General features: G+C 69.3%; 18 protein-coding genes. 12 read left to right on the forward strand and 6 right to left on the reverse strand.

Translation table 11 applies throughout. The features are described 5' to 3' along the window. The first annotated feature begins 156 nt into the window (after positions 1-156). Both ACMGDM_RS09920 and ACMGDM_RS09925 read left to right on the forward strand, forming a co-directional pair. The gene (locus tag ACMGDM_RS09920) at positions 157-1,221 is read left to right on the forward strand and encodes an alpha/beta hydrolase (RefSeq protein WP_436803970.1); all 1,065 of its coding nucleotides are present in this window, start codon (positions 157-159) and stop codon (positions 1,219-1,221) included. After that, positions 1,218-2,777: a glycoside hydrolase family 43 protein gene (locus tag ACMGDM_RS09925; RefSeq protein ID WP_436803971.1), complete on the forward strand. Its 1,560-nt coding sequence runs from the start codon at positions 1,218-1,220 to the stop codon at positions 2,775-2,777. Before ACMGDM_RS09920 ends, ACMGDM_RS09925 begins: the two co-directional genes overlap by 4 nt. A 135-nt stretch (positions 2,778-2,912) precedes the next feature. Here ACMGDM_RS09925 and ACMGDM_RS09930 read toward each other — a convergent pair whose 3' ends face one another. From ACMGDM_RS09930 to ACMGDM_RS09940, 3 genes are read right to left on the reverse strand one after another with little or no spacing between them, the layout of a single operon-like run. Further along, complete coding sequence (locus ACMGDM_RS09930) at positions 2,913-3,908, reverse strand: SMP-30/gluconolactonase/LRE family protein (RefSeq protein ID WP_436804261.1); 996 nt, start codon at positions 3,906-3,908, stop codon at positions 2,913-2,915. Between the two features lie 5 nt (positions 3,909-3,913). Beyond that, a complete protein-coding gene (locus ACMGDM_RS09935) occupies positions 3,914-4,330 on the reverse strand; it encodes a hypothetical protein (protein ID WP_436803972.1) in 417 nt (138 codons plus the stop codon). Between the two features lie 19 nt (positions 4,331-4,349). Beyond that, positions 4,350-5,258 carry a cupin domain-containing protein gene (locus tag ACMGDM_RS09940; protein ID WP_436803973.1) on the reverse strand — a complete coding sequence of 303 codons (909 nt, stop codon included), beginning with the start codon at positions 5,256-5,258 and terminating at the stop codon, positions 4,350-4,352. 115 nt (positions 5,259-5,373) lie between these two features. Here ACMGDM_RS09940 and ACMGDM_RS09945 point away from each other — a divergent pair, with 115 nt between their 5' ends. Beyond that, positions 5,374-6,690, forward strand: a complete 1,317-nt coding sequence (locus ACMGDM_RS09945; RefSeq protein ID WP_436803974.1) for an MFS transporter — start codon at positions 5,374-5,376, stop codon at positions 6,688-6,690. 26 nt (positions 6,691-6,716) lie between these two features. Continuing rightward, entirely contained in the window at positions 6,717-7,676 is a 960-nt protein-coding gene (locus tag ACMGDM_RS09950; RefSeq protein ID WP_436803975.1) for a cupin domain-containing protein, read from the forward strand. Position 7,677: 1 nt separating this feature from the next. On the opposite strand, the gene ACMGDM_RS09955 is transcribed toward ACMGDM_RS09950, so the two are convergent. Further along, positions 7,678-8,568: an alpha/beta hydrolase gene (locus ACMGDM_RS09955; protein WP_436803976.1), complete on the reverse strand. Its 891-nt coding sequence runs from the start codon at positions 8,566-8,568 to the stop codon at positions 7,678-7,680. 179 nt (positions 8,569-8,747) lie between these two features. Then, positions 8,748-9,752 carry a LacI family DNA-binding transcriptional regulator gene (locus ACMGDM_RS09960; protein WP_436803977.1) on the reverse strand — a complete coding sequence of 335 codons (1,005 nt, stop codon included), beginning with the start codon at positions 9,750-9,752 and terminating at the stop codon, positions 8,748-8,750. 206 nt (positions 9,753-9,958) lie between these two features. On the opposite strand from ACMGDM_RS09960, the gene ACMGDM_RS09965 reads away from it, so the two are divergent. From ACMGDM_RS09965 to ACMGDM_RS09985, 5 genes are all read left to right on the forward strand, one after another. After that, positions 9,959-11,200: an MFS transporter gene (locus ACMGDM_RS09965; RefSeq protein ID WP_436803978.1), complete on the forward strand. Its 1,242-nt coding sequence runs from the start codon at positions 9,959-9,961 to the stop codon at positions 11,198-11,200. After that, on the forward strand, positions 11,197-12,801 hold the full coding sequence (locus tag ACMGDM_RS09970; RefSeq protein ID WP_436803979.1) for a glycoside hydrolase family 43 protein: 1,605 nt from the start codon (positions 11,197-11,199) through the stop codon (positions 12,799-12,801). The genes ACMGDM_RS09965 and ACMGDM_RS09970 overlap by 4 nt, the downstream gene beginning before the upstream one ends. Before the next feature lie 88 nt (positions 12,802-12,889). Continuing rightward, entirely contained in the window at positions 12,890-14,863 is a 1,974-nt protein-coding gene (locus tag ACMGDM_RS09975; protein WP_436803980.1) for an ATP-binding protein, read from the forward strand. 41 nt (positions 14,864-14,904) lie between these two features. After that, positions 14,905-15,351, forward strand: a complete 447-nt coding sequence (locus ACMGDM_RS09980) for a cupin domain-containing protein (protein ID WP_436803981.1) — start codon at positions 14,905-14,907, stop codon at positions 15,349-15,351. Between the two features lie 117 nt (positions 15,352-15,468). Further along, entirely contained in the window at positions 15,469-16,062 is a 594-nt protein-coding gene (locus ACMGDM_RS09985; protein ID WP_436803982.1) for an FKBP-type peptidyl-prolyl cis-trans isomerase, read from the forward strand. Positions 16,063-16,104: 42 nt separating this feature from the next. Here the strand turns inward: ACMGDM_RS09985 and ACMGDM_RS09990 are convergent, their stop codons facing one another. Next, on the reverse strand, positions 16,105-18,507 hold the full coding sequence (locus tag ACMGDM_RS09990) for a zinc-dependent metalloprotease (protein ID WP_436803983.1): 2,403 nt from the start codon (positions 18,505-18,507) through the stop codon (positions 16,105-16,107). A 174-nt stretch (positions 18,508-18,681) separates the two neighbouring features. Here ACMGDM_RS09990 and ACMGDM_RS09995 point away from each other — a divergent pair, with 174 nt between their 5' ends. The 3 genes from ACMGDM_RS09995 to ACMGDM_RS10005 all read left to right on the forward strand — a co-directional run bounded on the left by ACMGDM_RS09995 (position 18,682) and on the right by ACMGDM_RS10005 (position 23,876). Continuing rightward, positions 18,682-19,473 carry a DeoR/GlpR family DNA-binding transcription regulator gene (locus tag ACMGDM_RS09995; protein ID WP_436803984.1) on the forward strand — a complete coding sequence of 264 codons (792 nt, stop codon included), beginning with the start codon at positions 18,682-18,684 and terminating at the stop codon, positions 19,471-19,473. Between the two features lie 17 nt (positions 19,474-19,490). Continuing rightward, on the forward strand, positions 19,491-20,648 hold the full coding sequence (locus tag ACMGDM_RS10000; protein WP_436803985.1) for an MFS transporter: 1,158 nt from the start codon (positions 19,491-19,493) through the stop codon (positions 20,646-20,648). A gap of 216 nt (positions 20,649-20,864) precedes the next feature. After that, complete coding sequence (locus ACMGDM_RS10005; protein ID WP_436803986.1) at positions 20,865-23,876, forward strand: TonB-dependent receptor plug domain-containing protein; 3,012 nt, start codon at positions 20,865-20,867, stop codon at positions 23,874-23,876. Positions 23,877-23,978: the final 102 nt, after the last annotated feature.

Here is a 23,978-nt window from a genome sequence, read left to right on the forward strand (position 1 = left end):
GCGGCGTTTACGCGGGCATGTATAGCGCTAACAATGACTTACGCCAGCTGCCTCGTGCGGCGGACGAACGATTGACGGTTGTGCCCTCAACTACTTAGTCTGGCGGCGACAGAACCGCCGCACGCTTGCCGGCGATAGCGGTAACAGGAGAGGGCGATGAGGCTCGGCTTTTTGCACATGGGTATAGGGGCACTCGCCGCCGCGCTGTTCGCCGCGGCCGCGCCGGCGCAAGTGGCGACGCCGGGTCCGCCCGCGGTCGCCGGCGCGCGACCGACCACGGTGGAGCGGATCACGGTTCACTCGCGCGCGCTCGAAGGCAGCCTGGAAGGGGACAGCGCCGACCGCGCGGTGCTCGTCGTGCTGCCGCCGAGCTATCGTACCAGTCCGAAGCGCCGTTATCCCGTGGTGTACGCCCTCCACGGCTATTCGATCGGCGCGGAGCAATGGACTCGCGAGATCCACGTGCCGCAGACGATCGAGGGCGCCTTCGCCAAGGGCGCGCGCGAGATGATCGTGGTGCTGCCCGACAGCAAGACCGCGCATAACGGCTCGATGTACTCGTCCTCGGTAACCACGGGCGACTTCGAGACGTTCGTGTCGCGCGATCTGGTCGCTTACGTCGACTCGCATTATCGCACCGTCGCCGATCGCAAGAGCCGCGGGCTCGCCGGCCATTCCATGGGCGGCTATGGCACCGCGCGGATCGGGATGAAGCATCCGGACGTGTTCGGCGCGCTGTACATGATGAGCCCGTGCTGCCTCTCCGCGCGCACGCCCGGCGGCGATGCCGCGGCCGACGAGAAAGTGGTAAGCGCGCTGCGCTCGCCCGCCGACTCCGCCACGCTCAACTGGGGCCAGCGCGCGCAGCTCGCCGCCGCGGCGGCCTGGTCGCCCAATCCGGCCAAGCCGCCGCTCTTCCTCGATCTGCCGACCGAGAACGGACAGCCGCGCGCGGACGTGATGGCACGCTGGGCCGCCAACGCCCCGCTGGCGATGCTCGACCAATATGTCGGCAACCTGCGGCAGTATCGCGCGATCGGGCTCGACGTCGGCGACCGCGACGGGCTGCGCGAGGACGCGCAAACGCTTCACGCCGCACTCGATCGCTACGGCATCGCGCATCGCTTCGCGGTGTACCCGGGCGACCATGTCAGCGGCGTCGCGACCCGGGTGCAGGAAGAGGTGATCCCCTTCTTCGCGCGGTCGCTGGTGTTCCCGTGAGGCGCCTGGCCGCGGCGGCACTGCTGCTCGCCGCCCCAAGCGCGGCTGCCGCGCAGGTATGGCAGGCTGACCAGCGCGACGGCACGTATCGCAATCCCGTGCTGTACGCCGACTATCCCGATCCGGACGTAATCCGCGTCGGGCGCGACTATTATTTCGTCTCGACCACTTTCGTGAACGTGCCGGGGATCACAATCCTGCACAGCCGCGACCTGATCAACTGGACGATCGCGACCCATGTCGCGACGCGGCTCGACGGCGACCCGCGCTACGATCTCAGCGGCGGCAATGCCTATCGCAAGGGGCTGTACGCGGCGAGCCTGCGGCACCACCGCGGCACCTTCTATCTCGCGATCACCCCTGTCGGACAGAAGACGCGGATCTATTACGCCAAATCGATCCGCGGCCCGTGGCGTTACCACCAGCTTGATCGCGAGGCGTTCGATCCGGGGCTGTTCATCGAGCCCGACGGCCGCGCCTATCTCGCCACCGCCAGCACCGCAGACGGCACGATCACGCTGCTGACGCTGGATCGCGCGCTGTCCAAGGTGACCGAATCGCGCAAGATCCACTACATCAAAGGCGCCGAGGGTTCGAAGCTGATCCGGCGCGGCGGCTATTACTATCTCTTCAACGCGCTGCCGCCGCGGCTGGCGCTCAGCGTGTCGCGGTCGCGCAGCCTCTTCGGCCCGTGGGAAACGCGCGATCAGATCGATGATCATAGCGGCGGTCACCAGGGCGCGCTGGTCGATCTGCCCGGCGGCGACTGGTTCGGCTTCGTGATGGAGGATAGCGGCGCGGTCGGGCGGATGACCAACTTCAGCCCGGTGTTCTGGCGCGACGACTGGCCGGTCTGGGGTACGCCCGATGCACCTGGCCGCGTGCCGGCACGCGCGCGCAAGCCGATCGCGGGTGGCGCGCTGGCGCAGCCGCCGTCGTCGGACACGTTCGGCCGCGCAGCGCTGGGGGTGCAGTGGCAGTGGAACCACAATCCCGACGATCGCCGCTGGTCCCTTGCCGAGCGGCCGGGCTGGCTGCGGCTCCGCCCGACCCGCGCAACGCGCTTCTGGGATGCGCGCAACACGCTGACGCAGAAGGGGCAGGGGCCGGCGAGCCGGGGCGAGGTGGCGCTTGATCTGACGCATCTCGCGCCCGGCGATCGCTGCGGCTTCGGCACGCTCGGCCAGGTGAGTGGCAATATCACCGCGACCCGTGGCGCCGACGGACGCGCGTCGGTGGCGATGGAGGTGACCGAGGATCAGGTCGACGGCGCGCGGACCGCAGTGCGCGCCACAGCGCCCGTGACAGGCGACAAGCTGTGGCTGCGCACCGAGATGGACTTCACCGCATCCAAGGGGCGGGTGGCGTATAGCGAAGACGGTCGGCGATGGCGGCCGTTCGGGGGTGACTTCCCGCTCGCCTTCGCCTGGCGCACGGGCACCTTCCAGGGCGAGCAGTTCGCCTTGTTCTGCTACGCGCCAAGCGAGAGCAAGGGGTGGCTCGACGTCGACTCGTTCACGCTGTCGCCGGTGCCGGCGGCGGCGGGCGACGGATAGGAGAGCGCGTCTGCCTGGCTCGCAAGGGCAGCGTTGTCTCAGGAATGTCCACGAGTCCGGAGCTAAATCCCTCTCCCTTTGGGGGGAGAGGGCTTCTTGCGTCACGCGACTAGCTCCCGGAACAAGGTCCGGTACCTAGCGCGCATACCGTGGCAGCACCCCTGCGACGCTCGTGTGCAGCCGGTACACGCTGGTTGACGCGGTGATATAGAGCGTGTGCCCGTCGCCGGCGAAGGCGAGGTTGGCGGCGACCTCGGGCAGCACGATCTGCCCCAGCACCTTGCCCGAGGGCGAGATGACGCGGATCCCGCCCGGGCCCGTCGCCCAGATATTACCGCGACGGTCGACCTTGAGCCCATCGGCGCCGCCGGGGCCGCCCGCGGGGAAGCTGATCAGCACGCGCCGCCCCGACAGGCTGCCCCCGCGTCCAACACGATAGGCGTAGATCGTGCCCGGTGGGCCATAATCGGTGACGTAGAGCGTGCGTCCGTCGGGCGAGAAGCCGATGCCATTGGGCAGCTTGAGATCCGTGATCACCGGGGTCAGCGCGCCGCCGGCGTAGCGGAACACCGCATTGTACGGCAGCTGCTTGGCGGGATCGCGATCCATCCCGTTAAACAGCCCGAACGGCGGGTCGGTGAACCACAAGGCGCCGTCCGCGGCGAAGACGAGATCATTGGGGCTGTTGAGCCGCTTGCCGCGATAATCGGCGATCACCGGCGTGAGCTGCCGGTCCTTGCCGACGCGCACGATCCGGCGCGCGCCCATCTGCGCCATCAGCACGCTGCCGTCGCGATCGGGCACCAGCCCATTGGGGCCGATGCTTTTGCCTGGCGGCGGGTTGGGCAGTCCGCCCGCATTGGCGATCAGTTCCTCCACACGACCGGACGGGTCGACCGCGCGCAGCACGTCGCCGCTTACGTCGGAGAACCACAGCCGGCCATCGTGCCACAAAGGTCCCTCGGTGAAGGTAAAGCCGGTGGCGACCCGCTCCACCGTCGCTCCGGGCGCGATCAGCGCGTCGAGCGCGGGGTCGAGCCGCTCGATCCGGGTCGCGCTCTGCTGTGCAGGCGCCGCGGCGTGGAGGGCGAGCGGCGCGAGCAGCGCCGCCGCGTAATAAAGGGCGCGCATGCTCGTCACACCGCGTCGGTCAGGAGGACGAGATAGTCGCGGTTGAGCACGGTGCGCTCGATCAGCGGCCAGTTCTGCTGGTGCACGTCCGAGCGGATCCAGACCTGGCGCTGCTCCTCGCTCTCATAGGTCAGCTGGAACCGATAGTTGACCCCGGCGGGTGGCGCCGGCTGGCCCTGGATCACGCTGCGCAGCTTGAGCATCTTGAGGTCAATGAAACCGCGCCCACGGAAGCTCTGCGCGGCCGGGAGGAAATGCTGGTGGAAGGCGTCCAGCATCTCCTGCTCGCGCGCGGGGTCCACTGCGAGGTCGCAATAGAGCACGATCGGCTTGCGCGCAGGCGCGGCGGCGCGCGCGGCGGCGGGCAGCGCCGAGCCGGCGCCCAGCGCGGCGATCAGTTGCAGGAGCGAGCGGCGTTGCATCGGCAGGTCCTTTCCGAGGTCAGCGAGGGGGAAGCGTGGCCGCGTAGGCGGCTTTGGCGGCGAGATCGCGCGCGACCCCGATCACCATCAGTTCGAGCGGGGCGTCACGACCCGCGCGCAGCGTGCGTTGCGCGCCGACCTCGACCGGGAGGGCGTCGCCCGTCTGCAGCGGCGCCTTCTCGCCGGCGAGCGTCGCTTCGCCCGCGCCGCTAACGACATAGACCATCTCGCTGATCCCGGGCGCGGCGGCGCCGTCGAGCGCGGCGCCCGGGGGGATCAGCACATGGTCGACAAACGTCCAGGGTGTGGCGAACACCTCCGGGCGCAACAGCCGGCGCGTCCGCACCCCGGCGCCGGCGGGTAGCTTGGCGCGATCGAGCCGCACGGCGGCGAACTGCGGGATTGCGTCCAACGCGACTCCCTCACGCGGGTCGCCGAGGTCGAAATTGTCGTAGCGCTTGGTCTGGCCGACGTTGATGTTGAGCCACTGCACCGGGCGGTCGCTGGCATTGTAGAGCGCGTGCGCGTGGCCCATCCGGTCGGGCACCGCGGCTGGCCCCTTGATCGTCGACGTACGCCCGTCGACCGTGAACTGCGCCTCGCCGTCGAGGATGACGAACATTTCTTCGCATTGATGATGGAAGTGCTGCCCGATGCCGCTGTGCGGCGCGATCACGCCGCGGTGAACGAAGACCAGATTGGTGGAGATCGCGTCGGCGCCCAGCAGCGGCGCGAACGCCATGGTACCGGCACCGTCGTGCACCTTGGCGAGCTGGCGATAGCGCGACGGATCGGTATGGCCGATCCGCTCCGCGAGCGGGCGCGCGGCAGCGCTCGCGGGCGCCGGCTGCTGCTGCGCGTCGGCCGCTGCCGCCATCAAGATCAGCGATGCCACGCCGCGTGCGCCCAGTCGGACCGCCTGCCTCACCCGCCCTCTCCCATGCTCATCCCGTTTCGTCGGGCTTTACGCACGCTTACAACGGCTCTACACAGAATCATATAGGATATAATGCGGCAAGCAGCCGCGATCCGGGAGAGGTGCGATGGCGGCGAACGCGGGGCGGACGAGTGTCCGGGTGCGGCTGGTGGCGATGCTGTTCGTCATCAGCGCGATCGCCTTCCTCGATCGCACCAACATTTCTGTCGCCGGCGTGCAGATGCGCCAGGATTACGCGATCGACCAGATCCGGCTGGGCTGGATCTTCAGTGCCTTTCTGATCGGATATGCCGCCTTCCAGGTGCCTGCTGGCTGGCTTGCGGCGCGGATCGGACCGCGCCGGCTGTTGACCATCGCGCTGCTGTGGTGGGGCGTGTTCAGCGTCGCCACCGCCTGGGTGCCGACCGGCAGCGCGCACGCGATCACGCTGCTGATCCTCGTGCGCTTCGGGCTCGGCATCGGCGAGGCGGCGGTCTATCCCTCCGGCAATCAGTTCGTTTCGCGCTGGGTGCCGGCGCAGGAGCGCGGCAAGGCCAACGGCTTGATCTTTGCGGGCGTCGGCGCCGGATCGGGGCTGACGCCGCCGCTGATCAGCGCGGTGGTGGCCTATGGCGGCTGGCGCGCGTCCTTTTACGTCTGCGCCGCGATCGGGCTCATTGCCGCCGCGATCTGGTATGCGATCGCGCGAGACCGGCCGCAGGACCATCCCGCGGTGGATGCCGCCGAGCTGGCGCATATCGAGGCCGGGCTCCCGGCGATCGACGACAGCGCGGCGGGGCCGATCCCGTGGCGCGCGATCCTGACGAGCCGCAACGTATGGGGCCTGTTCCTCAGCTATTTCGCGTTCGGTTACGTCATCTGGATCTTCTTCAGCTGGTTCTTCATCTATCTGGCCGAGGCGCGTGGGCTCGATCTCAAGTCGAGCGCCCTGTTCGGCATGGCACCCTTTCTGGCGATGACCTTGGGCTGCCTCGCCGGCGGTGTGATCAACGACGCGGTGTCGCGCCGGCACGGCCTTTATTGGGGTCGGTCGGGGCTGGCGATGGTGTCGTTCGCGCTTACCGCGGTGTTCCTGGTGATCGGCTCGCAGGTCGATAATGCGCCGCTTGCGGTGCTCACGCTCGCACTGGGCGGGGGTGCGATCTATCTGTCGCAGAGCTCGTTCTGGTCGGTCACCGCGGACATCGCCGGGCGCCACACGGGGGTGGTGTCAGGGCTGATGAACGTCGGTTGCCAGATCGGTGGCGCGCTGACCGCCTCGCTGACGCCGTGGATCGCCGCACGTTATGGCTGGGCGGCGGCGTTCGGCACCGGCGGCGGGGTGGTGCTGGTCGGTATCGCTGCCTGGGCCGTGGTCGATCCGCGCCGCCTGATCGGGCGCGAGAGCGAGCGGACCCACGACACCGCCGCGGCAGTCGCGTGACAAGACGAGAGAGAAGGGGAGGACCGATGATCCATGACCGAGCGCGCCGTGCGCGCACCGCCGCGCTGGCGCTCGCCGCACTCACGCTGACCGCGCAAGCGCCGCGACCGGCGCCGCCCGCGCCGGTCGAGATGTGGGTGCCCAAGAAGACGCCCTATGCCGCCTATGACGCGCCCAATCGTCCGTGGTGGAAGCTCGCCGACGTGCTCGCGCTGCACAAGGGCGCGACCGACTGGTCGCAGCCGATCGTGCGCAATCGCGACATCGTGGCCGACTGGCACCAGCAGGCGCCCGGCAAGCGCACCACCGAGGTCGCCTATTCGGACAATCGCACCGCGATCATCGTTTGGGGCGGGCAGCTCCGCGTTGCGATTGCGGGTCAGCCGCCGTTCGTCGCGGGCAAGGGGTTCGAGATTGACGTGCCGCTGCGCGTGCCTTTCACGCTGGAGACGGTCGGTGACCAGCCTGCGCTATGGTTCGAGATCCACGCCGCTACCGACATGCCGCTCTACCCGGTGACGAGTACGACGGAGCGGCCGCGCGACGCTGCCGGCTTCCGCTACGACCGCCGGCTCGTCTCGGGTGGCTCAGGCGCGCCCGACGCGGAAAACCCGCTCTATCTCGATTACTATAAGGACGTGGTGCAGGCGAACACGCGCCCGGGTGCCTTCATCGCCGCACAGCATTTGTTCGTGAACAACATTCGCGGCCGCGCGACGCCGACCCCGCCCGCCTCCAATCTCGGCCACTTCCACGTCGGCTACGACGAATTCTGGTTCGTGATGGAGGGCAACATCGACCTCCAGATCGAGGGCGAGCCGCTGATCAAGGCGGCGGCGCCGGGCGACGTGCTGATCGCCAAACAGGGGCGTTGGCATCGCGCCAGTTTCGGCGGCCCGGAAGGGCAGATGGGCACGCGCGTCGCGGTGAACCCCTATCCGCAGGGGCTGCACGGCTACAGCGTGGAGTCGCGCGGGCGGCAGTAGCTCAGTCGAGCGCCTTGCGCTCGATCGTCAGCCGCGTGTCGGTGCAATAGCCGCAGCGCGCGCCGGTGAACCAGCCGGCGGCGCGGCGGTCGCCCTTGAGCTTCCAGTCGAGCCAGTGCGTCACCACCTCGGCGCCCAGCCCGCCGTGCGGTTGCATATAGGTGCCGCCATGCCCGACCGGTATGTTGACGAGCGCGGCAGGCAGGGCCGGCAGGCGGCGATAATCGTCGGTGCCGTTCGCCACGGCGATGTCGGTCGGTCCGCCGAGCACGTACAGGACCGAGCCGTGGAGCGTCGCGAGCAGCGCCTTGTCCGACACGACGCCTGCGATCGGATTGGCACCCGGCGCGAAGAAGCCGCTGTTCATGATGACGGCGGTGGTGACGCGCGGATCCTGCGCCGCGGACAGCGCCTGCAAGCCGCCGCAGCTATAGCCCGACACTGCGATCCGGTCGGCTGCGAGGCGGCCCGCGAGCGGGCTACCGGCGCGGCGGTTCTCGCGCTGCGCCCAGTCGATCGCGTCGGTGAGCGCGCGGGTCTCGGTCGGCGCGCTCAGTCGCGCGCCCGGCTCGGGCGCGGGGGCAGGCGCGGCCGTGCCGCGCGGGATCGTGCCCGAGGCGATCGCGATGTAACCGTGCGAGGCGATCTCGAGCAGGTGGTTGCGCGAGCTGGTGCCGTCCGCGCTACACCCGCCATTGCCGAAGACGTAGATGCCGAGCGCGCCGCGGCCGACGCGACTGAGGTCGGCGGGGCGATACACGACATGGCCGGGGAGATCGGCGCGCTCCTCGAACAGCGCAGGATAGCGGCCGGTGCCATGCTCCTCCGGCGCTGCCGCCGGTGCAGCTGCGGTCGCGAGCAAGAGCATCGTCATCGCTGTCATCGTCCGCATCGCTGCCACTCCCCTGTTTCCGGCGCGATCCTGCCGAGGCGAGTGGCGCGCGGCAATGGCTTTGCGGAAGCAGAGGACGCCGCAGCGCGGGGTCATGCCGAGCTCAACCGATCCGGCACGATACGCCTGAAGGGAGGTGCGCACCGCAGTGGTGCGGAGCGTCGTTCGGCGCCGGGGCCTTAATCGCGCACCGCGGGCGACGCGGTCGACTCGCGCTCGACCAGCACGTGGTCGAGCACGCGCGAGACCGATGGCGCGCTCTTGCCCTGCGCGGCGCGCATCTCGTCGATCAGCAGCCGCAATGCCTCGCCCGCCAGTTCCTGAACCGGCTGGCGGATCGTCGTCAGCGGCGGCCAAAGGGTGGTCGCGGCGATACTGTCGTCGATCCCGGTGACGGTCAGGTCGCGCGGCACGTCGAGGTGGCGGCGGTGTGCCACCGAGACGACCGCCGCGGCCATGTCGTCGTTGCTGGCGAAAATCGCGGTGGGCGGCGCCGCGGCGTCGAGCAGTTGCTCGCCTGCGACCAGCCCTGAGGCGTAGCTGTAATCGCCTTGTGCGACGCAGGTCTCGATCCCGGCCTCGTGCGCCGCCGCGGTGAAGCCGGCGAGGCGCTCGGCGCTAGCGGACTGGTCGCGGTTGCCGACGATGAAGCCGATGCGGCGATGCCCGAGCGCGATCAGGTGGCGCGTCATGTCGTGTGCCGCCTGACGATCGTCGATCCCCACCGAGATCGCATCGGGCACGCGCCCCGCCACTACCGCCGTCGGCAGACCGGCATCGCGCAGGATGTCGCGCACTGCCGCCGATTCGCCGAGCGGCGGGGTGAGGATCACGCCGCCGATGCCCGAGGCGATCAGCTGAGAGATCTCCGCCGTCGTCGGCGGCCTGCCGTGCTTGCCCTTCAGCAGGATCAGCTGCGCCGCGCGCGCCGAGGCTTCCTCGAACACGCCCGCGAGAAAGCCGCTCATGAAGGCGGCGCTGGGATTGGCGTAGATCACGCCGATGCGGATCTCGCGCGAGGTGACCAGGCTGCGCGCGGACAGATTGGGCGTATAGTTGAGCTCACGGATCGTCGCGTTGACGATCGCCCGGGTCTCGTCGCGCACGCCAGGGTCACCGTTGATGACGCGCGACACCGTCATCGGCGACACGCCCGCCTTCTTGGCGACGTCGATGATCGTCACCCCGCGGCGACGTCCTTTCGGCTGGGGCAAGCTGGTCCCTGTCGCTGCACCGGCGAACCGCCGCCGGTACGTGTCGATCGAGGACGTGCATCGCGGCGGCAGGTCTCGTCAATGGGCGCGCGTGTGGCTAGGCGGATCACGAGACGCTTGTCATCGCCGGGCGCACGCGGGTACGACGGGTCTGGTAACGTTACCGAGGAGGTTGGGTGGCGCGTTTCGCTCATGTGCGCTGGACGATCATCGCGCTGTTCGTGCTGGCGATGGTGATCAACTATCTGGCGCGCAGCGTCCTCGGTGTCGCCGCGCCAGCGATCATGGCGGAACAGGCGATCTCGTCGGCGCAATATTCGTGGATCACCGGCGCGTTCCAGCTCGGCATCATGTTCCAGCCCGCGGCGGGCTATCTGCTCGACGTGATCGGGCTCAAGCTCGGCTTCACGCTCTTCGTGGCGGTCTGGTCGCTGATCACGGTGGGGCACGGGCTGGCGAGCGGGTGGCTCGGCTTCGCCGGGCTGCGCGGCGCGCTGGGGCTGGTCGAGGGCTCGGCGCAGCCCGCCGGCATGAAGCTGGTGGCGGAGTGGTTCCCGGCGCGCGAGCGCGGGGTAGCGGGCGGGATCTACCAGATCGGCGCGTCGTTCGGCGCGGTGTTCGCTCCGCCGCTGGTCGCATGGGCGATCCTCAACCACAGCTGGCGGGCCGCCTTCTTCGTCGCGGGCGGACTGGGGCTGCTGTGGGTGGTGGCGTGGCTGCTGTGGTATGCGCCGCCGGCGCGGCATCGCTTTATCTCGACGGGCGAGCAGCGGCTGATCGTAGAGGGGCAGGAAGCCGCGCTGGCGAAGCATCGTCGGCGCCCGCCGCTCAAGGAACTGCTGCGCCGCCGCAACCTCTGGGCGATCGCGGGCGCGCGCTTCCTCGCCGATCCGGTGTGGGGCATGCTGTCGCTGTGGATGCCGCTGTACCTCGTCCAGGCACGCCATTTCGATCTCAAGCAGATCGCGCTGTTCGCCTGGCTGCCGTTCCTCGCCGCCGATCTCGGCTGCCTGTTCGGCCCGGCGGTGGTGGCGTGGCTGCAGCGCCGCGGCATCGGCCTGATCGACGCACGACGCGGCGCCTTCACGCTGGGCGCGGTGCTGATGACCGGCATGATCTTCGTCGGCACGGTGACCAGCCCGGTCGCGGCGGTGGCGCTGCTGTGCCTCGGCGGGTTCGCGCACCAGACGCTGTCGGTCACGGTGATCACCATGGTGTCCGACTTGTTCCCGCAGGACCAGGTGGCGACCGCGACCGGAATCTCCGGCACCGCTGCCAATCTCGGCGTGCTGATCTTCACGCTGGTGCTGGGATCGCTGGTCGATCAGGTCGGCTACCAGCCCTTCTTCATCCTGCTCGGTCTGCTCGACCTCGTCGGCGCCGTGCTGCTCTGGACGAACATCCGAAAGCCGACATGACCATCCGCAATCCTATCCTGCGCGGGTTCAATCCCGATCCCTCGATCGTGCGCGTCGGCGACGATTATTATGTTGCCACCTCGACCTTCGAGTGGTTCCCCGGCGTGCAGATCCACCATTCGCGCGACCTGGCGGACTGGCGGCTCGTGGCACGGCCGCTGTGTCGCGCCAGCCAGCTCGACCTGCGCGGCGATCCGGACTCGTGCGGCGTGTGGGCCGCCGATCTCAGCTATGCGGACGGCCGCTTCCACCTCGTCTACACCGACGTGAAGCGCTACGGGCGCACGACCGTGGACGGTGCCGCGGGCGCCTCGCTGCGCGACTTCCACAATTACTGGGTGTCATGCGACCGGATCGACGGCGACTGGTCCGACCCGGTGCATCTCAACAGCAGCGGCTTCGACCCCGCGCTGTTCCACGACGACGACGGGCGCAGCTGGCTGCTCAACATGCTGTGGGACCATCGCCCTGGCCGCGGCCGCTTCGGCGGCATCGTCGCGCAGGAACTGGAGCTCGCCACGGGGCGACTGCTGGGCGAGCGCCGCGTGATCTTCGACGGCACGCCGCTCGGCTTCACCGAGGGACCGCACCTCTACAAGCGCGACGGCTGGTACCACCTGCTCGTCGCGGAGGGCGGCACCGAGCGCAACCATGCGGTGGTGATGGCGCGATCGCGTACGCTGTTCGGGCCGTATGAGGCGCATCCGGACGGGCCGGTGCTTACCGCCAAGGGGCGCCCCGACGCACCGCTCCAGCGCACCGGCCACGGCGATCTCGTCGAGGCGCCGGACGGCACCACCTGGCTCGCTTATCTCTGCGGCCGTCCGCTGCCGGCGAGCGATCGCTGCGTGCTGGGTCGCGAGACCGCGATCCAGCCGATGCGCTGGGGCGAGGATGGCTGGTTGCGGACGCTCGACGCCGACGCCATGCCGCTGCTCGAGGCGCTTGCCGCGGGCGAGAGCGGCCGGGCGCCGGTGCAGGACCTGGCCAATTTCGACGGTGCCGACCTTCCCGCGGCGTTCCAATGGCTGCGTACCCCCTATCCCGAGCAGATTTTCAGCCTCTCAGCGCGACTGGGCTGGCTCCGGCTGCACGGCCGCGAGACGATCGGCAGCCAGTTCACCCAATCGCTCGTCGCGCGACGTCCCGAGGCGTTCCGTTACGCGGTCGAGACGTTGATCGACTATGAGCCCGCCAATTTCCAGCAAGCCGCAGGGCTGATCTGTTACTACAATTCGACCAAGTTCCACTTCCTGCATCTCACCGCCGCAGATGACGGCACGCGGCAGCTGCAGGTGCTGTCCGCGCTGCCGATCGGCGAGGGCAAGACCATGGTGAGCGAGCCGATCGCAATGGACGACGGTCCGCTCGCGTTGCGCGCCGAAGTGGACCACGAGACCATCCGGTTCGCCTACCGCGCTGCCGAGGCAACCGCATGGACGTGGTTGCCGCAGCCGTTCGCGGCCGACCTGCTGTCCGACGAGGCGACGCTGCCGGGCCTGCCCAACTTCACCGGCACGTTCGTGGGCATGGCATGCCACGACATGTCGGGGGCGGGGCTCCCAGCCGATTTCCGCTACTGCCACTATGTCGAACGCTGAGGCGATCGCCGGTCGCGCCGCTAAGTCCTCAACAATGCTTGGCAATTTGACCTAAAGCAGGCATTCTTCGGCCGGGAGCGCGACCTGGTTGAGACGGTCACTTATTCTTCTGGTCCTCGCGGGAGCGATCCCGATCGTGGCGCTCGGCGGCACGTTCGGGGCGCTGACGCTGACGAGCGAGCGGCGCGGGGTCGAGGAACGGTCGCGCGCGCACGCCAAATATATCGCGGCACTCGTCGGCATGACGCTGCGCAGTCATGTCGAGGCGGTGACGATGGTGGCGCAGTCGCCCGCATTTGACGGGGATCGGCCCGATGTTGCGCGGTTCAACACGTTGGTCATACGGATCCTGCGCGGTCGCCCCGAGTGGCAGACGGTGTCGGTGGCGGATGCAGCGGGCAACCGGCTGCTGCGAGCGACCGCGCGGGGAGCCGTCGTCGCGGACGGCCGCGTCACCGACATCGACAGCTTGCACCATGTCGTGGAGACCGGACGCGCGCAGATCGGCCGTATGGCGCCCGCGCCCGACGGCGGCGAGGCGTTCGCGGTTCGCGCGCCGGTAGGTGACGCGGGACACGTACGCTTCATCGTAACGGCGCTCGTTCCCGTGTCGCAATTGAGCCAGCTGCTCGCGATCGAGCGGCTGCCGGCCGGGTGGAGTGCGTCCGTGGTCGACTCAGCGGGGCAGTCGCTCACCGTCCCGGCGCTGCGCGCACCTGACACGACGCAACCCAGCCCCGTGGAAATCTGGGCGCCGGTGAACGGCGCGCACTGGTCTATCCGGATCACCACGCCGGCGCAGGCCTTCACCCAGCCGATGCGTCGCGCGATGGTGCTGATGGCGGTCGCCGCGCTGATCTGCCTGATGCTGGTCGCACTGCTGGCGCGAATGCTCACCAGCGAGCTCCGGCAATTGCGCGGTCGCGAGGCGGCCGAGTTGCAGAGCCAGCGGATGGAAGCCTTGGGGCGGCTCACTGGCGGGGTGGCGCACGACTTCAACAATCTGCTCACGCCGATCATCATCGGTCTCGAGATGATCGGGCGTCGCGCGGTGGACGAGCGCATGGCGCGGCAGGTCGAGGCCGCCGCGGCCAGCGCGGAGCGCGCGCGGCTGCTGGTGAGCCGGCTGCTGTCCTTCTCGCGCCAGCAGACGCTGTCACCCACTGCGATCAACCTCGACCGGCTGCTGCGCGACATGGCGGACCTGATCGAAAAGTCGCTCACCCCGTCGATCGCGCTGGAGATCGCGGTCGATCCGGCGGTCCCGCCGGCGAAGGCGGATCAGGCGCAACTCGAACTCGCCATCCTCAACCTCATCATCAATGCGCGCGACGCCATGCCACGCGGCGGGCAGCTGCGGATCAGCGTGGCAGCCGCGCCGGAAGCGCAGATCGTCGACCTCACCGGCACCTGCTACGTCAGCATCGCGGTCGCCGACACCGGGACCGGCATGGATTCCGGGACCATGGCCAAGGCGACCGATCCGTTCTTCACGACCAAGCCGGTGGATCAAGGCACCGGGCTCGGGCTCTCCATGGTGCATGGCTTTGCCGCCCAGTCCGGCGGCGCGCTGCGGCTGGAGAGCGTACCAGGCCTGGGTACCACCGCCACGATCCTGCTGCCCTGCGGCGCCGGTGACGTCGCCGCGGCGCCTCCGACGCAACACGCCGGCGCGGTGGCCGCGGGCGCGCGCCTGCTGCTGGTCGACGACGACGACCGCGTGCGGCGCGCCGGCGCGGAGGTGCTGGCGGAGGCGGGCTATGCGGTCGTGGAAGCGCGTTCGGTCGACGAGGCGCTCGCCGCGCTGCGCGACGATGCGGCGATCGGCGGCGTGGTGACCGACTTGGTCATGCCCGGTCGATCCGGCGCCGAGCTGATCGATGACCTTCGCCGCGCGCTTCCGCACCTGCCCGTGCTGCTCGTCACCGGCCATGTCGCGGCCGACGAGCGTCTGCCGGCCGAGGTTCGCGTTCTCCGCAAGCCGTTCCGACCCGCCGATCTGCTCGCGGCGGTCGGCGCGATGACGATGCGCGCGCCCGAGGCGGGCGCCGGCCCGTCGTGATCGACGGCGGCATCGTTCGAGGTCCGTTGCAGGAGAGAAAAGTGGCAGGAAGAGCAAAAGAGGTCGCGCTGCTGGTCGCCGGTGTCGCGCTCGGCGCGACCGGCGTCGCAGTGGCGCAGGCGAGCGGCGACGCGCTCGGTCCGGCGGTGTTCGCGTGGAACTCGCTCGTTCCGAAGAGAACCGACGTCGGCGAGGTGCGCTCGGTGGTCCGCCGACCGACCGAAACACTCCGCGAGCTCGAGATCCATGTGACGACCCTGAACCCCGGCTTTGCTTCGCATCCGCCGCATCGTCACCCCAATGAGGAGTTGATCATCGTCGACCAGGGCGAGGTGGAGACGTTGAGCGCCGGGACGTGGCGCCGGGTCGGTGCCGGATCGATCATCTTCAACGCCTCGGATGCGCTGCACGCGCTCCGCAACGTCGGGTCGGCGCCCGCGCGCTATCACGTCGTCAACTGGACCAGCGCGGCCACGCCGCGCGCCTGAACGGCTCGCGGGAGCAGGGGCGCCGCCAAGGGGCGCGGATCGATCCTGCGGGACGACGACACACTCGACCTCGCCGCTTATTGTAAGGTCGCGCGGGAGCGGAGTAAGGCCGGCGACATGAGCCTCATCATCCGAACAGCCGCCGTTCTGGCCTGTGTCGCGGTCGCGCCGCTTCTCGCAACACCGGCAGGAGCGACCGCGCAGGCTGCGACCGCGCCGACGCCATCGCCGACGGGCGTCCGCTCCGGCGCGAGCGACGCCATCATCCCGCTGCCGCTCAACCCGGTGATCCCCGCGGCGCAACGATCGTGCACGATGAAGACGCCGTCGGGTCTCGGTTACACGATCCTGCGGTCCGCCGCCGGCGCGAAGCCGACGGCGGATACCACGGTGCTGGTCGATTATATCGGCTATCTGACCGCGACCGGGGCAGTGTTCGATCAGGGCATGCAGTCGCCGCTGCCGGTCGCGCAGGTCATATCGGGCTTCGGTGAGGGATTGCAGCTGGTCGGTCGCACCGGCGTGGTGCGTCTCTGCATCCCGGCGGCGCTCGGCTATGGCGCGCGCGAGTCCGGCCCGATCCCGGCGAACTCGGACCTCGTCTTCCAGGTCGAGGTGCTCGACTTCAAGACCGCGGCGGAGCTGGACGAGATGCGCAAGGCGCAGGGCGCCGCGCCGGCCGAGGCGCCGAGCACGGTGCCCGGCTCCTAAGCGCGCGCGGGCGCGGTATACTGCGCGCGTTTACCGCATCGCTCATCCGCCGATCGGCATGCCGGGCGGGATCGTCGGGACCTTCCGCGACGCCGACGCGAGCAGCCGGTCGAGCGCGTCCTTGTCGTCGAGAATTCGGGCCACGCTCTGAGCCCAGGCGTCGCGCTTGGTGTGCGCCAGCCGTTGCCCAATGGTATGCAGCGCGGCGTCGAGCCGTAGCGCGACGTCGGCCGACACCCCCGGCGCGCGCGCAGCGGCGGCAAGCGCCAGCAGCGTGCGCAGCGCGATCCGCTGCGCCACCGCACCGTCGTGCCGCGCGATCACATCGCGATCGAGCCGGTCGAGCAGCGTATCGACGCCGGGCAGGGTCGGATCGGCGGCGTGTTGTAGATGGAGCCGGGTCAGCCGCGACGGCGCGAGCAGTGTCTCGAGTGTCACCTGCGCGGCGACGTCGGTCGCGACCAGCGGATCGAACACCGCGCCGCCCGCGGTGTCGAACACTTCCGTGTCATATTGCGGGTCGGCGTTGCCGTTGACCCCCGACGACAGCGTCAGCGCCAGCGCGGGCGGCACCGTCAGCGTCTCGGGCGCGAGCGTCGCCATCAGCGCATCGAGCGCGCCGTTCTGCTCCGCCGCATCGGCGCGGCGCGGTGCGGCAGCGGTGTCGCCCGCCACCGCGTAGCTGTAGTGGACGCCGCCGAGCGATTTGCCGATCGCCGCCACGGCATAGCGGTGGAACAGCCAGATCGGCACGAAGCTGCGGCGCAGGTCGGCGAGCGGCGCGCCGGCGTGGAGCACGCCGGGGCCGAACCGCGCCAGCGCGACGCGGCGCACCGCCATGACGTGCGCGAGGTCGGCGGGCGTGTCGGTGCCCTCGGCCCACATGCTGTCGCCCGGCACCGCCAGGCTCGGGTCGCGCCCGTCGATGTCGGTGAGGTAGCGCATCCCCGCGCGTTGCGCCGCGTCGGCCTTGGCCGCGGCGGCGACCTCGGGGTCGGTGCCCGCGGCGGGCTGGCCGTAGAGCCAGTCGACCGTGAACTTGTCCCACGCGCCGATGCCGCTGGCATAGGCGTCGGATAGGTCGATCGCGTCGCCGTTGAGCGCGATCTTGGCGAAGGGATAGTCCATCACCGAGGCGCGATCCTGCGTGCTCGCGGCGAAATTGTGCGCGAAGCCGAGCGCATGGCCCACCTCGTGCGCGCCGAGCTGGCGGATCCGCGCCAGCGCGACGCGGATCGGATCGTTGGCGGTGCCCTTGTTCTCCTCGGCGGTGCCGACCAGCCCCTCGAAGATCCAGATGTCCTGGCGCAGCCGCAGCCCCTCTAGCACGACATTGCCCTTGATGATCTCGCCGGTGCGCGGATCGGTGACGCCGCCGCCATAGGACCAGCTGCGCGTCTGCCGCTCGTTCCAATTGACCATATTGTAGCGCACGTCCTGCGGGTCGGCGTCGGCAGGCAGCACGCGCACCTGGAAGGCGTCGACATAACCGGCGGCGTCGAACGCCTGGTTCCACCATGCAACACCCTCGGCCAGCGCGGTGCGGATCGGCTCAGGCGCCTTGTTGTCGATGTAGAAGACGATCGGCTTGCGCACGCGCGAGCGGGGCGCGCCCGGGTCGAGCTTCTCCAGCCGGAAGTGATTGGCATATTGCTGCAGCACGGGCGCGCCCAGCGGCGTATTGAACTCGTACACCGGCGTCGCGAAGGTGCCGGAGCGAATGTCGAAGCGGCGCGGCACGAAGCCGGGTGCGGGCAGCCGCACCAGCGAGTGGTGGATGGTGAAGCTCACCTGCCGCCCGTCGGGCGCGATCGTGTCGATCTCCTCCCCGGGCGTGTCCGAGGCGAAGGTCTGGACCGCGTCGACCTCAATGTTGTCGGGGAAGGCCTTCACCGAAGCGGGATCGACCGCGCTGAGCGGCTCGACCAGCTTGAAGCCCTTCGCGCCGGCGTTGAGCGCTTCGGCGAGCCGCATCGTGTCGCGCAGCAGGAAGCCGGTGAGGTCGACCGTCACCGCATCGTCCGCCGCGCTCGACACCACGTCGAGCATGGTCACCGTGCTGAACGGGAAATCGGCGGCCGCGCCGCGCTGCTCAAGCGCGCTGCCGGATGAGCGGAAGCGCGGGTTCTCGAATATCACTGCCACCTTCTTGCCGAGCCGGCGAAAGGCGAGCAGCCGCGTCTCGCCCACCATGCCCTTATCGATCCGGATCGGAGCCGACCCGAGTCCCGTCTTGAGCGCGGTGGCATAGAGGAAGCGCCCGGACATGCCGTCGGCATCGGGGGCGGGCAGGGTGACCAGCACCTTGCCGGTGTCGCGCTCGACGGCGACAGGCAGCAGCGTGGGCGTGCGCACCGCCGGCGCAGCGGTCGCGCTCGAGGTGAGCGAGGCGGCAATCAGGATCGCGGCGCCGGCGTGGCGCCGGAGATGAGAAATCCTGATCATGCCAATTCCCATGCTGTGCGAACTCCGGCCGACGCTAACACAGCCATGAGCCGGGCGGGCTCTTTTCCATGGCAACGTGAGCGATCGTGAGAGTTGAAGATCCCGTATTCACGATCGTTCATGATTGCGTAGATATTTCTTGATTATGCACGATATGGCGAATAGCTGAAGCGCATGACCACGGACATTCCCTCCAGCCGCCGCGACGCCATTCTGGTGCGTCTCGCCGCTGGCCAGCCGGTCCGCTCCGGCGCGCTCGCGGCGGAGTTCGGCCTGTCGGAAGATGCGATCCGTCGCGACCTGCGCGGACTGGCCGCGGAAGGACTGTGCCGCCGCGTCTACGGTGGCGCGCTTCCCCTCATCGGTGACGCCAGTCCGATGGCGGTCCGCGCCGAGCAGGGCGTCGACGACAAGCGCGCGCTGGCCGCCGCCGCGATCCCCCTGATCATGCCCGGCAGCTTTCTCTTTCTCGACAGCGGCAGCACCAATCTTGCCCTCGCCGCCGCGCTGCCGCGCGATCTGGAGGTGACGGTCGCCACCAACTCGGTCGCGATCGCGGCGGCGCTCGCGGCGCGTGAGGAAATTGATCTGATGTGGGTGGGTGGCGCGCTCGACCGGATGGTCGGCGGCACCGTTGACGGGTCAGCGCTTGAGGCGGTCTCACGCCTCAATGTCGATCTGTGCTTCCTGGGCGCGTGCGCGCTCTCCAGCGCGGGTGGCGTGAGTGCGGTCGAGCCGGCGGACGCCACCTTCAAGCGCGCGCTGACCCGGCGCAGCCGCGAGGCGAGCGTCCTCGTCACCACCGACAAGCTCGGCCAGACCGCACCGCACCGGATCGTCGGGGTCGAGGCGCTCGCGCGCGTGATCGTCGAAGCCGACGCGCCGGCCGAGATCGCGCAAGAACTGGAAGCGGCGGGGGCGATGCTGGTCCGCGCTGCTCCTCCCACCACAGGCCGCACTGGCTGAAGTCGGACGCGCCACCCATGTCAAACGCGATTGCGGGCGCACGCCTCGCCACCCGACTGGCTTTTCTCGTCTCCGGCTTCGGCCTGGCATGCTGGGCGCCGCTGGTGCCGTTCGCGAAGACGCGAATGGCGATCGACGATGCCGGGCTTGGTCTGCTGCTGCTGTGCTTGGGCCTCGGCTCGGTGGCGGCGATGCAGCTGGCCGGGCCGCTGATCGCGCGGCACGGCGCGCGGCCGGCGGTGTTGATCGGCGGCGCCGGCGAGGCGCTGCTGCTGCCGCTGCTCGCGGTGGCGCCTGGCACGGCGACGATGGCGGTGGCGCTGCTGCTGTTCGGCGCCTCGCTCGGCGTGATCGAAGTCGGCATGAACGTGCATGCGGTCGAGGTCGAGCGACGGGCCGCACGACCGTTGATGTCGGGCTTCCACGCCCTGTTCAGCGTGGGCGGCTTTGCGGGCGCGACGCTGCTCACCGCCTGCCTGTCCGCGGCAGTCGATCCGCTGCTGGGCGCCGTCGCGGCCGCGGCGCTGATGATCGCGGCGTTGCTGTTCGCCGCGCCGCGCTTGATCGTGACGCCGACCGCGCAGTCCACGCCTTTGTTCGTGTTCCCGCGCGGCATCGTCACCGTGCTCGCGATCCTGGCCGCGATCACCTTTCTGACCGAGGGGGCGATCCTCGACTGGGGAGCCCTGTTGCTGAGCGATCGGGGTCTGCTGCCGGTCGCGCAGGCCGGTCTGGGTTACAGCGTCTTCGCGGTGGCGATGACCGCGGGTCGGCTGACGGGCGACGCCATCGTCGCGCGCGCCGGCGATCGGCGCACGATGCTGTGGGGCGGCGTGATCGCGATCGGCGGCTATGCGACATTGCTGCTCGCCCCTGCCGCGCCGTTGGCGTTGTTCGGAATGCTGCTGATCGGGCTGGGCGCGTCGAACACCGTGCCGATCATCTTTCGACAGGCGGGGCGGCAGCGCGTCATGCCGGCTGGATTGGCGATCGCCTCGGTCACTACCATCGGCTACGCCGGCGTCCTTGCCGCGCCGGCGGGCATCGGCTTCGTCGCGCATGTCACCGGACTGAGGGCCGCCTTCTGGGCGCTGACCGCCTTGCTCTGCCTCGTGCCGCTCGGCGCCCGCCGCGCAACCGCGGCTGAAACGCTTCGATCGGGCGCCGCGGCCTGAGCCCGGGCGCTCCTGGCCCCGAGAGACGGTCTGATCACCCCGTCGCGGAGCCGGTCCCGGCGCGTCCTCCTGAAGCGTTACTGATTTGCCACAGTTCGGCAGAAATCAACGTCTGTTCCGCTTTGCGGTTGAGCGGGAACGGCGACGTGCCTAACGCGCCGTCGCCAAAGGTCAGCACACGTGACCCATCAGCTGAGTTGTAGGAATTTGCCGCATATGAACAGCACGTTGCGTTGTCACCTGATCGGTACCACCTTGCTCGCAGGCTCGCTCGCCGCCGCTTCGCCGGTGCGGGCGCAACAGGCCGAGGCGGCACAGGGCACGCCGGCCGAGACGACGCTCGACCGGGCGGCGGGCCCGTCCGCGACCGGCGTCACGCCCGCGGGCGACAACGCCACCGCCGTCGACCAGCCTGCGCCCGGCGGCGACATCGTCGTCACCGGCTCGCGCATCGCCTCGCCCGCGGCTGCCTCCGCATCGCCGCTCCAGGTGATCGGCGCCGAGCAGATTCAGCAGCAGGGCGCGATCAACGTGCAGGAAGTGCTGCTGCAGAACCCCGCCTTCGGTACGCCGGGGATCAGCCGCACCAACTCCAGCTTCGCCACCCAGGGCGCGGGCGCGGCCACCGTCAACCTGCGCAACCTCGGCGAGGACCGTACGCTCGTGCTGGTCAACGGCCGGCGCTTCGTGTCGGGTCAGCCGGGCAGCCAGGCGGTCGACCTCAACGTCATCCCGACGCAGTTCATCGAGCGCGTCGACGTGCTCACCGGCGGCGCCTCGGCGGTCTACGGTTCGGACGCGGTCGCAGGCGTCGTGAACATCATCTACAAGAACAATTTCGAAGGGCTGCAGGCCGACGGTCAGCTCGGCATCTCGCAGGAGGGCGACGGCTTCGATCGTCAGATCAGCCTGCTGGGCGGCAAGAACTTCGCCGACGGCCGCGGCAACATCATGCTGTTCGGGAGCTATTCCAAGGAAGGCACCGTGCTGAAGCGCGATCGCTCGACCGAAGCGGGCTCGAGCGCGGTCGACTCGACCAGCAACGATGTCTTCCCCAACGATCCGTTCCGACCGTATCTCTCGACCTATGCGCCGGGCGGCCGGGTCTACGCGGGCGATCAGGTATACAGCTACAATTCGGGCGCCCTGGCGAATTGCACGGAGGGCGACTGCGGCGGGTTCAACCGTTCCGACTATCGTTATCTCGCCGTGCCGGTGGAGCGCTATGTCGCGGCGGGGCGCGCGACCTTCGAGGTGTCGCCGGCCGCCAAGCTGTGGCTCGAGGGCAATTACGCGCGCACTCAGGTCGACACCGTGATCGAGCCCTTCCCGCTCGATTCGACGTTCGGCGTGGTCGGCGCCAGCGGGCAGATCCCGATCCAGTCGGTCGTCGGCGGCGTCACCTACCGCAACCCCTATGTGCCCGACGCGATCTTCGACTCGGCCACCGACACCGATGGCGACGGGCTCAAGGACGTGTCGTTCGATCGCCGTCTGGCCGACTTCGGCAATCGTACCAGCTCGGCCAAGCGCGATCTCTTCCGCGTCGCGGGCGGGCTGAGCGGTTCGTTCGGCGGCGATCGCTGGAGCTACGAGGCCTATGGCATCTACGGCCAGAGCAAGGAGCATCAGACCGGCTCCGGCCAGTTCGACACCCGCCGCTTCCAGCAGGCGCTCAACGCCTACACCGACCCCGCGACCGGCCAGGCGGTGTGCGCCGACGCCGCCGCGCGCGCGGCCGGTTGTGTGCCCGCCAACATCTACGGCATCGGCACGCTGGCCCCGGCCGCGGACTATCTTGCGGTGCCGACGACGCTGGACGCGAAGGTGACGCAGGTGGTGGCGGGCGCCAATCTCACCGGCAAGCTGTTCTCGCTGTTCGGCGCAGACCCGATCGGGGTCAACATCGGTACCGAGTATCGTCGCGAGACCAGCAGCAACACGTTCGACCTGCTGACCCAGCAGGGCCTGAATGGCAACAACGCGCTGCCCGCGACCAGCGGCCGCTTCCACGTCTGGGAAGGCTTCGGCGAGGCGATCGTCCCGCTGATCCAGGACAAGCCCTTCTTCCACTCGCTGAGCCTGCGCGGCGCGGTGCGCGTGTCCGATTACTCGACGGTCGGCACGACGTTCAGCTACAATTATGGCGGCGAGTGGGCGCCGACCTCGGACATCCGCTTCCGCGTCATCAAGGCGCGTTCGGTGCGCGCGCCCAACATCAACGAGCTGTTCCAGCCGGCGCAGCAGGACTTTCCGAGCGGGCTGATCGATCCCTGCGCCGGCGTGACGCTGGCGGATTCCAGCCGCACCGCGGTGAACTGCCGCGCCGCGACGGGGGTGCTCGCCAACATCGCCGCGAACAACGGTGCCTTCGCGGTAAGCCAGTCCGACAAGCAGGGCATCACCAGCTTCGGCGGCGGCAATCTCGGCCTGCAGGAAGAGAAGGGTGAATCCTTCACCGCCGGGGTGGTGCTCACGCCACGCGCGATCAGCGCGCTGCGCAACTTCGTGGTGACGGTGGATTACTTCAACGTCAGCATCAAGGACGCGATCGTCTTCACGCCGCTGCAATTCACGTTGGCGCAATGCTATGTGCAGGGCAATTCGGACTATTGCAGCCAGGTCGTGCGTCGCGCTGCGGCGCAGGGCGGCAACAGCGTCGGCTCGATCGACCAGGTCAATACCACCTACCGCAACAGCGGCGGCATCAAGACCTCGGGTATCGACACCACCGTCACGTGGCGGCAGAACCTCAGCAATTGGGGGCTCGCGGGCACCCTGGGATTGCGCGGCTCGTACACGCATCTGATCAGCGGCTATACGGTGCCGGTCCCCGGTTCGGCCCGCGATTACTTCGCGGGGGAGGCCAATGATCTCGGCGGATCGCCGCGGGATCGGTTCACGATCAACGGCTCGTACGACGTGAATGGCGTGGGGCTGACGATGACGGGCACCTGGCTCGGCCAGGCCAGCATCGACGACCAGCTGACCGGCGTGCGCCCGGGAAGCGATCCGGCCTATCGCGTGCGCCCGCAATTCTACCTCGACTCACAGCTCCGCTTCCGTGCGGGCGAGGGCTATGAGTTCTTCGTGGGCGGCGACAATCTGCTCAACAACAAGCCGCCCTACCTTGCCGACATCGGGTCGTCGGCCGGGCAGGATACCGCGGCGGGTCTCTATGATCCGCTGGGCCGGCGCTACTACGCAGGCGTACGCCTCAGCTTCTGATCCGCGCGATCGGGCAGGAGGGGAAGGGAGTCGCGCGAGCGGCTCTCTTTCGCGTCTGTTCGTGGGTGCGATCGAAAAGCTCGCACAGCGCTGCTCACGCGG

The organism is Sphingomonas larreae (assembly GCF_051400595.1).
Taxonomy (GTDB): Bacteria; Pseudomonadota; Alphaproteobacteria; order Sphingomonadales; family Sphingomonadaceae; genus Sphingomonas.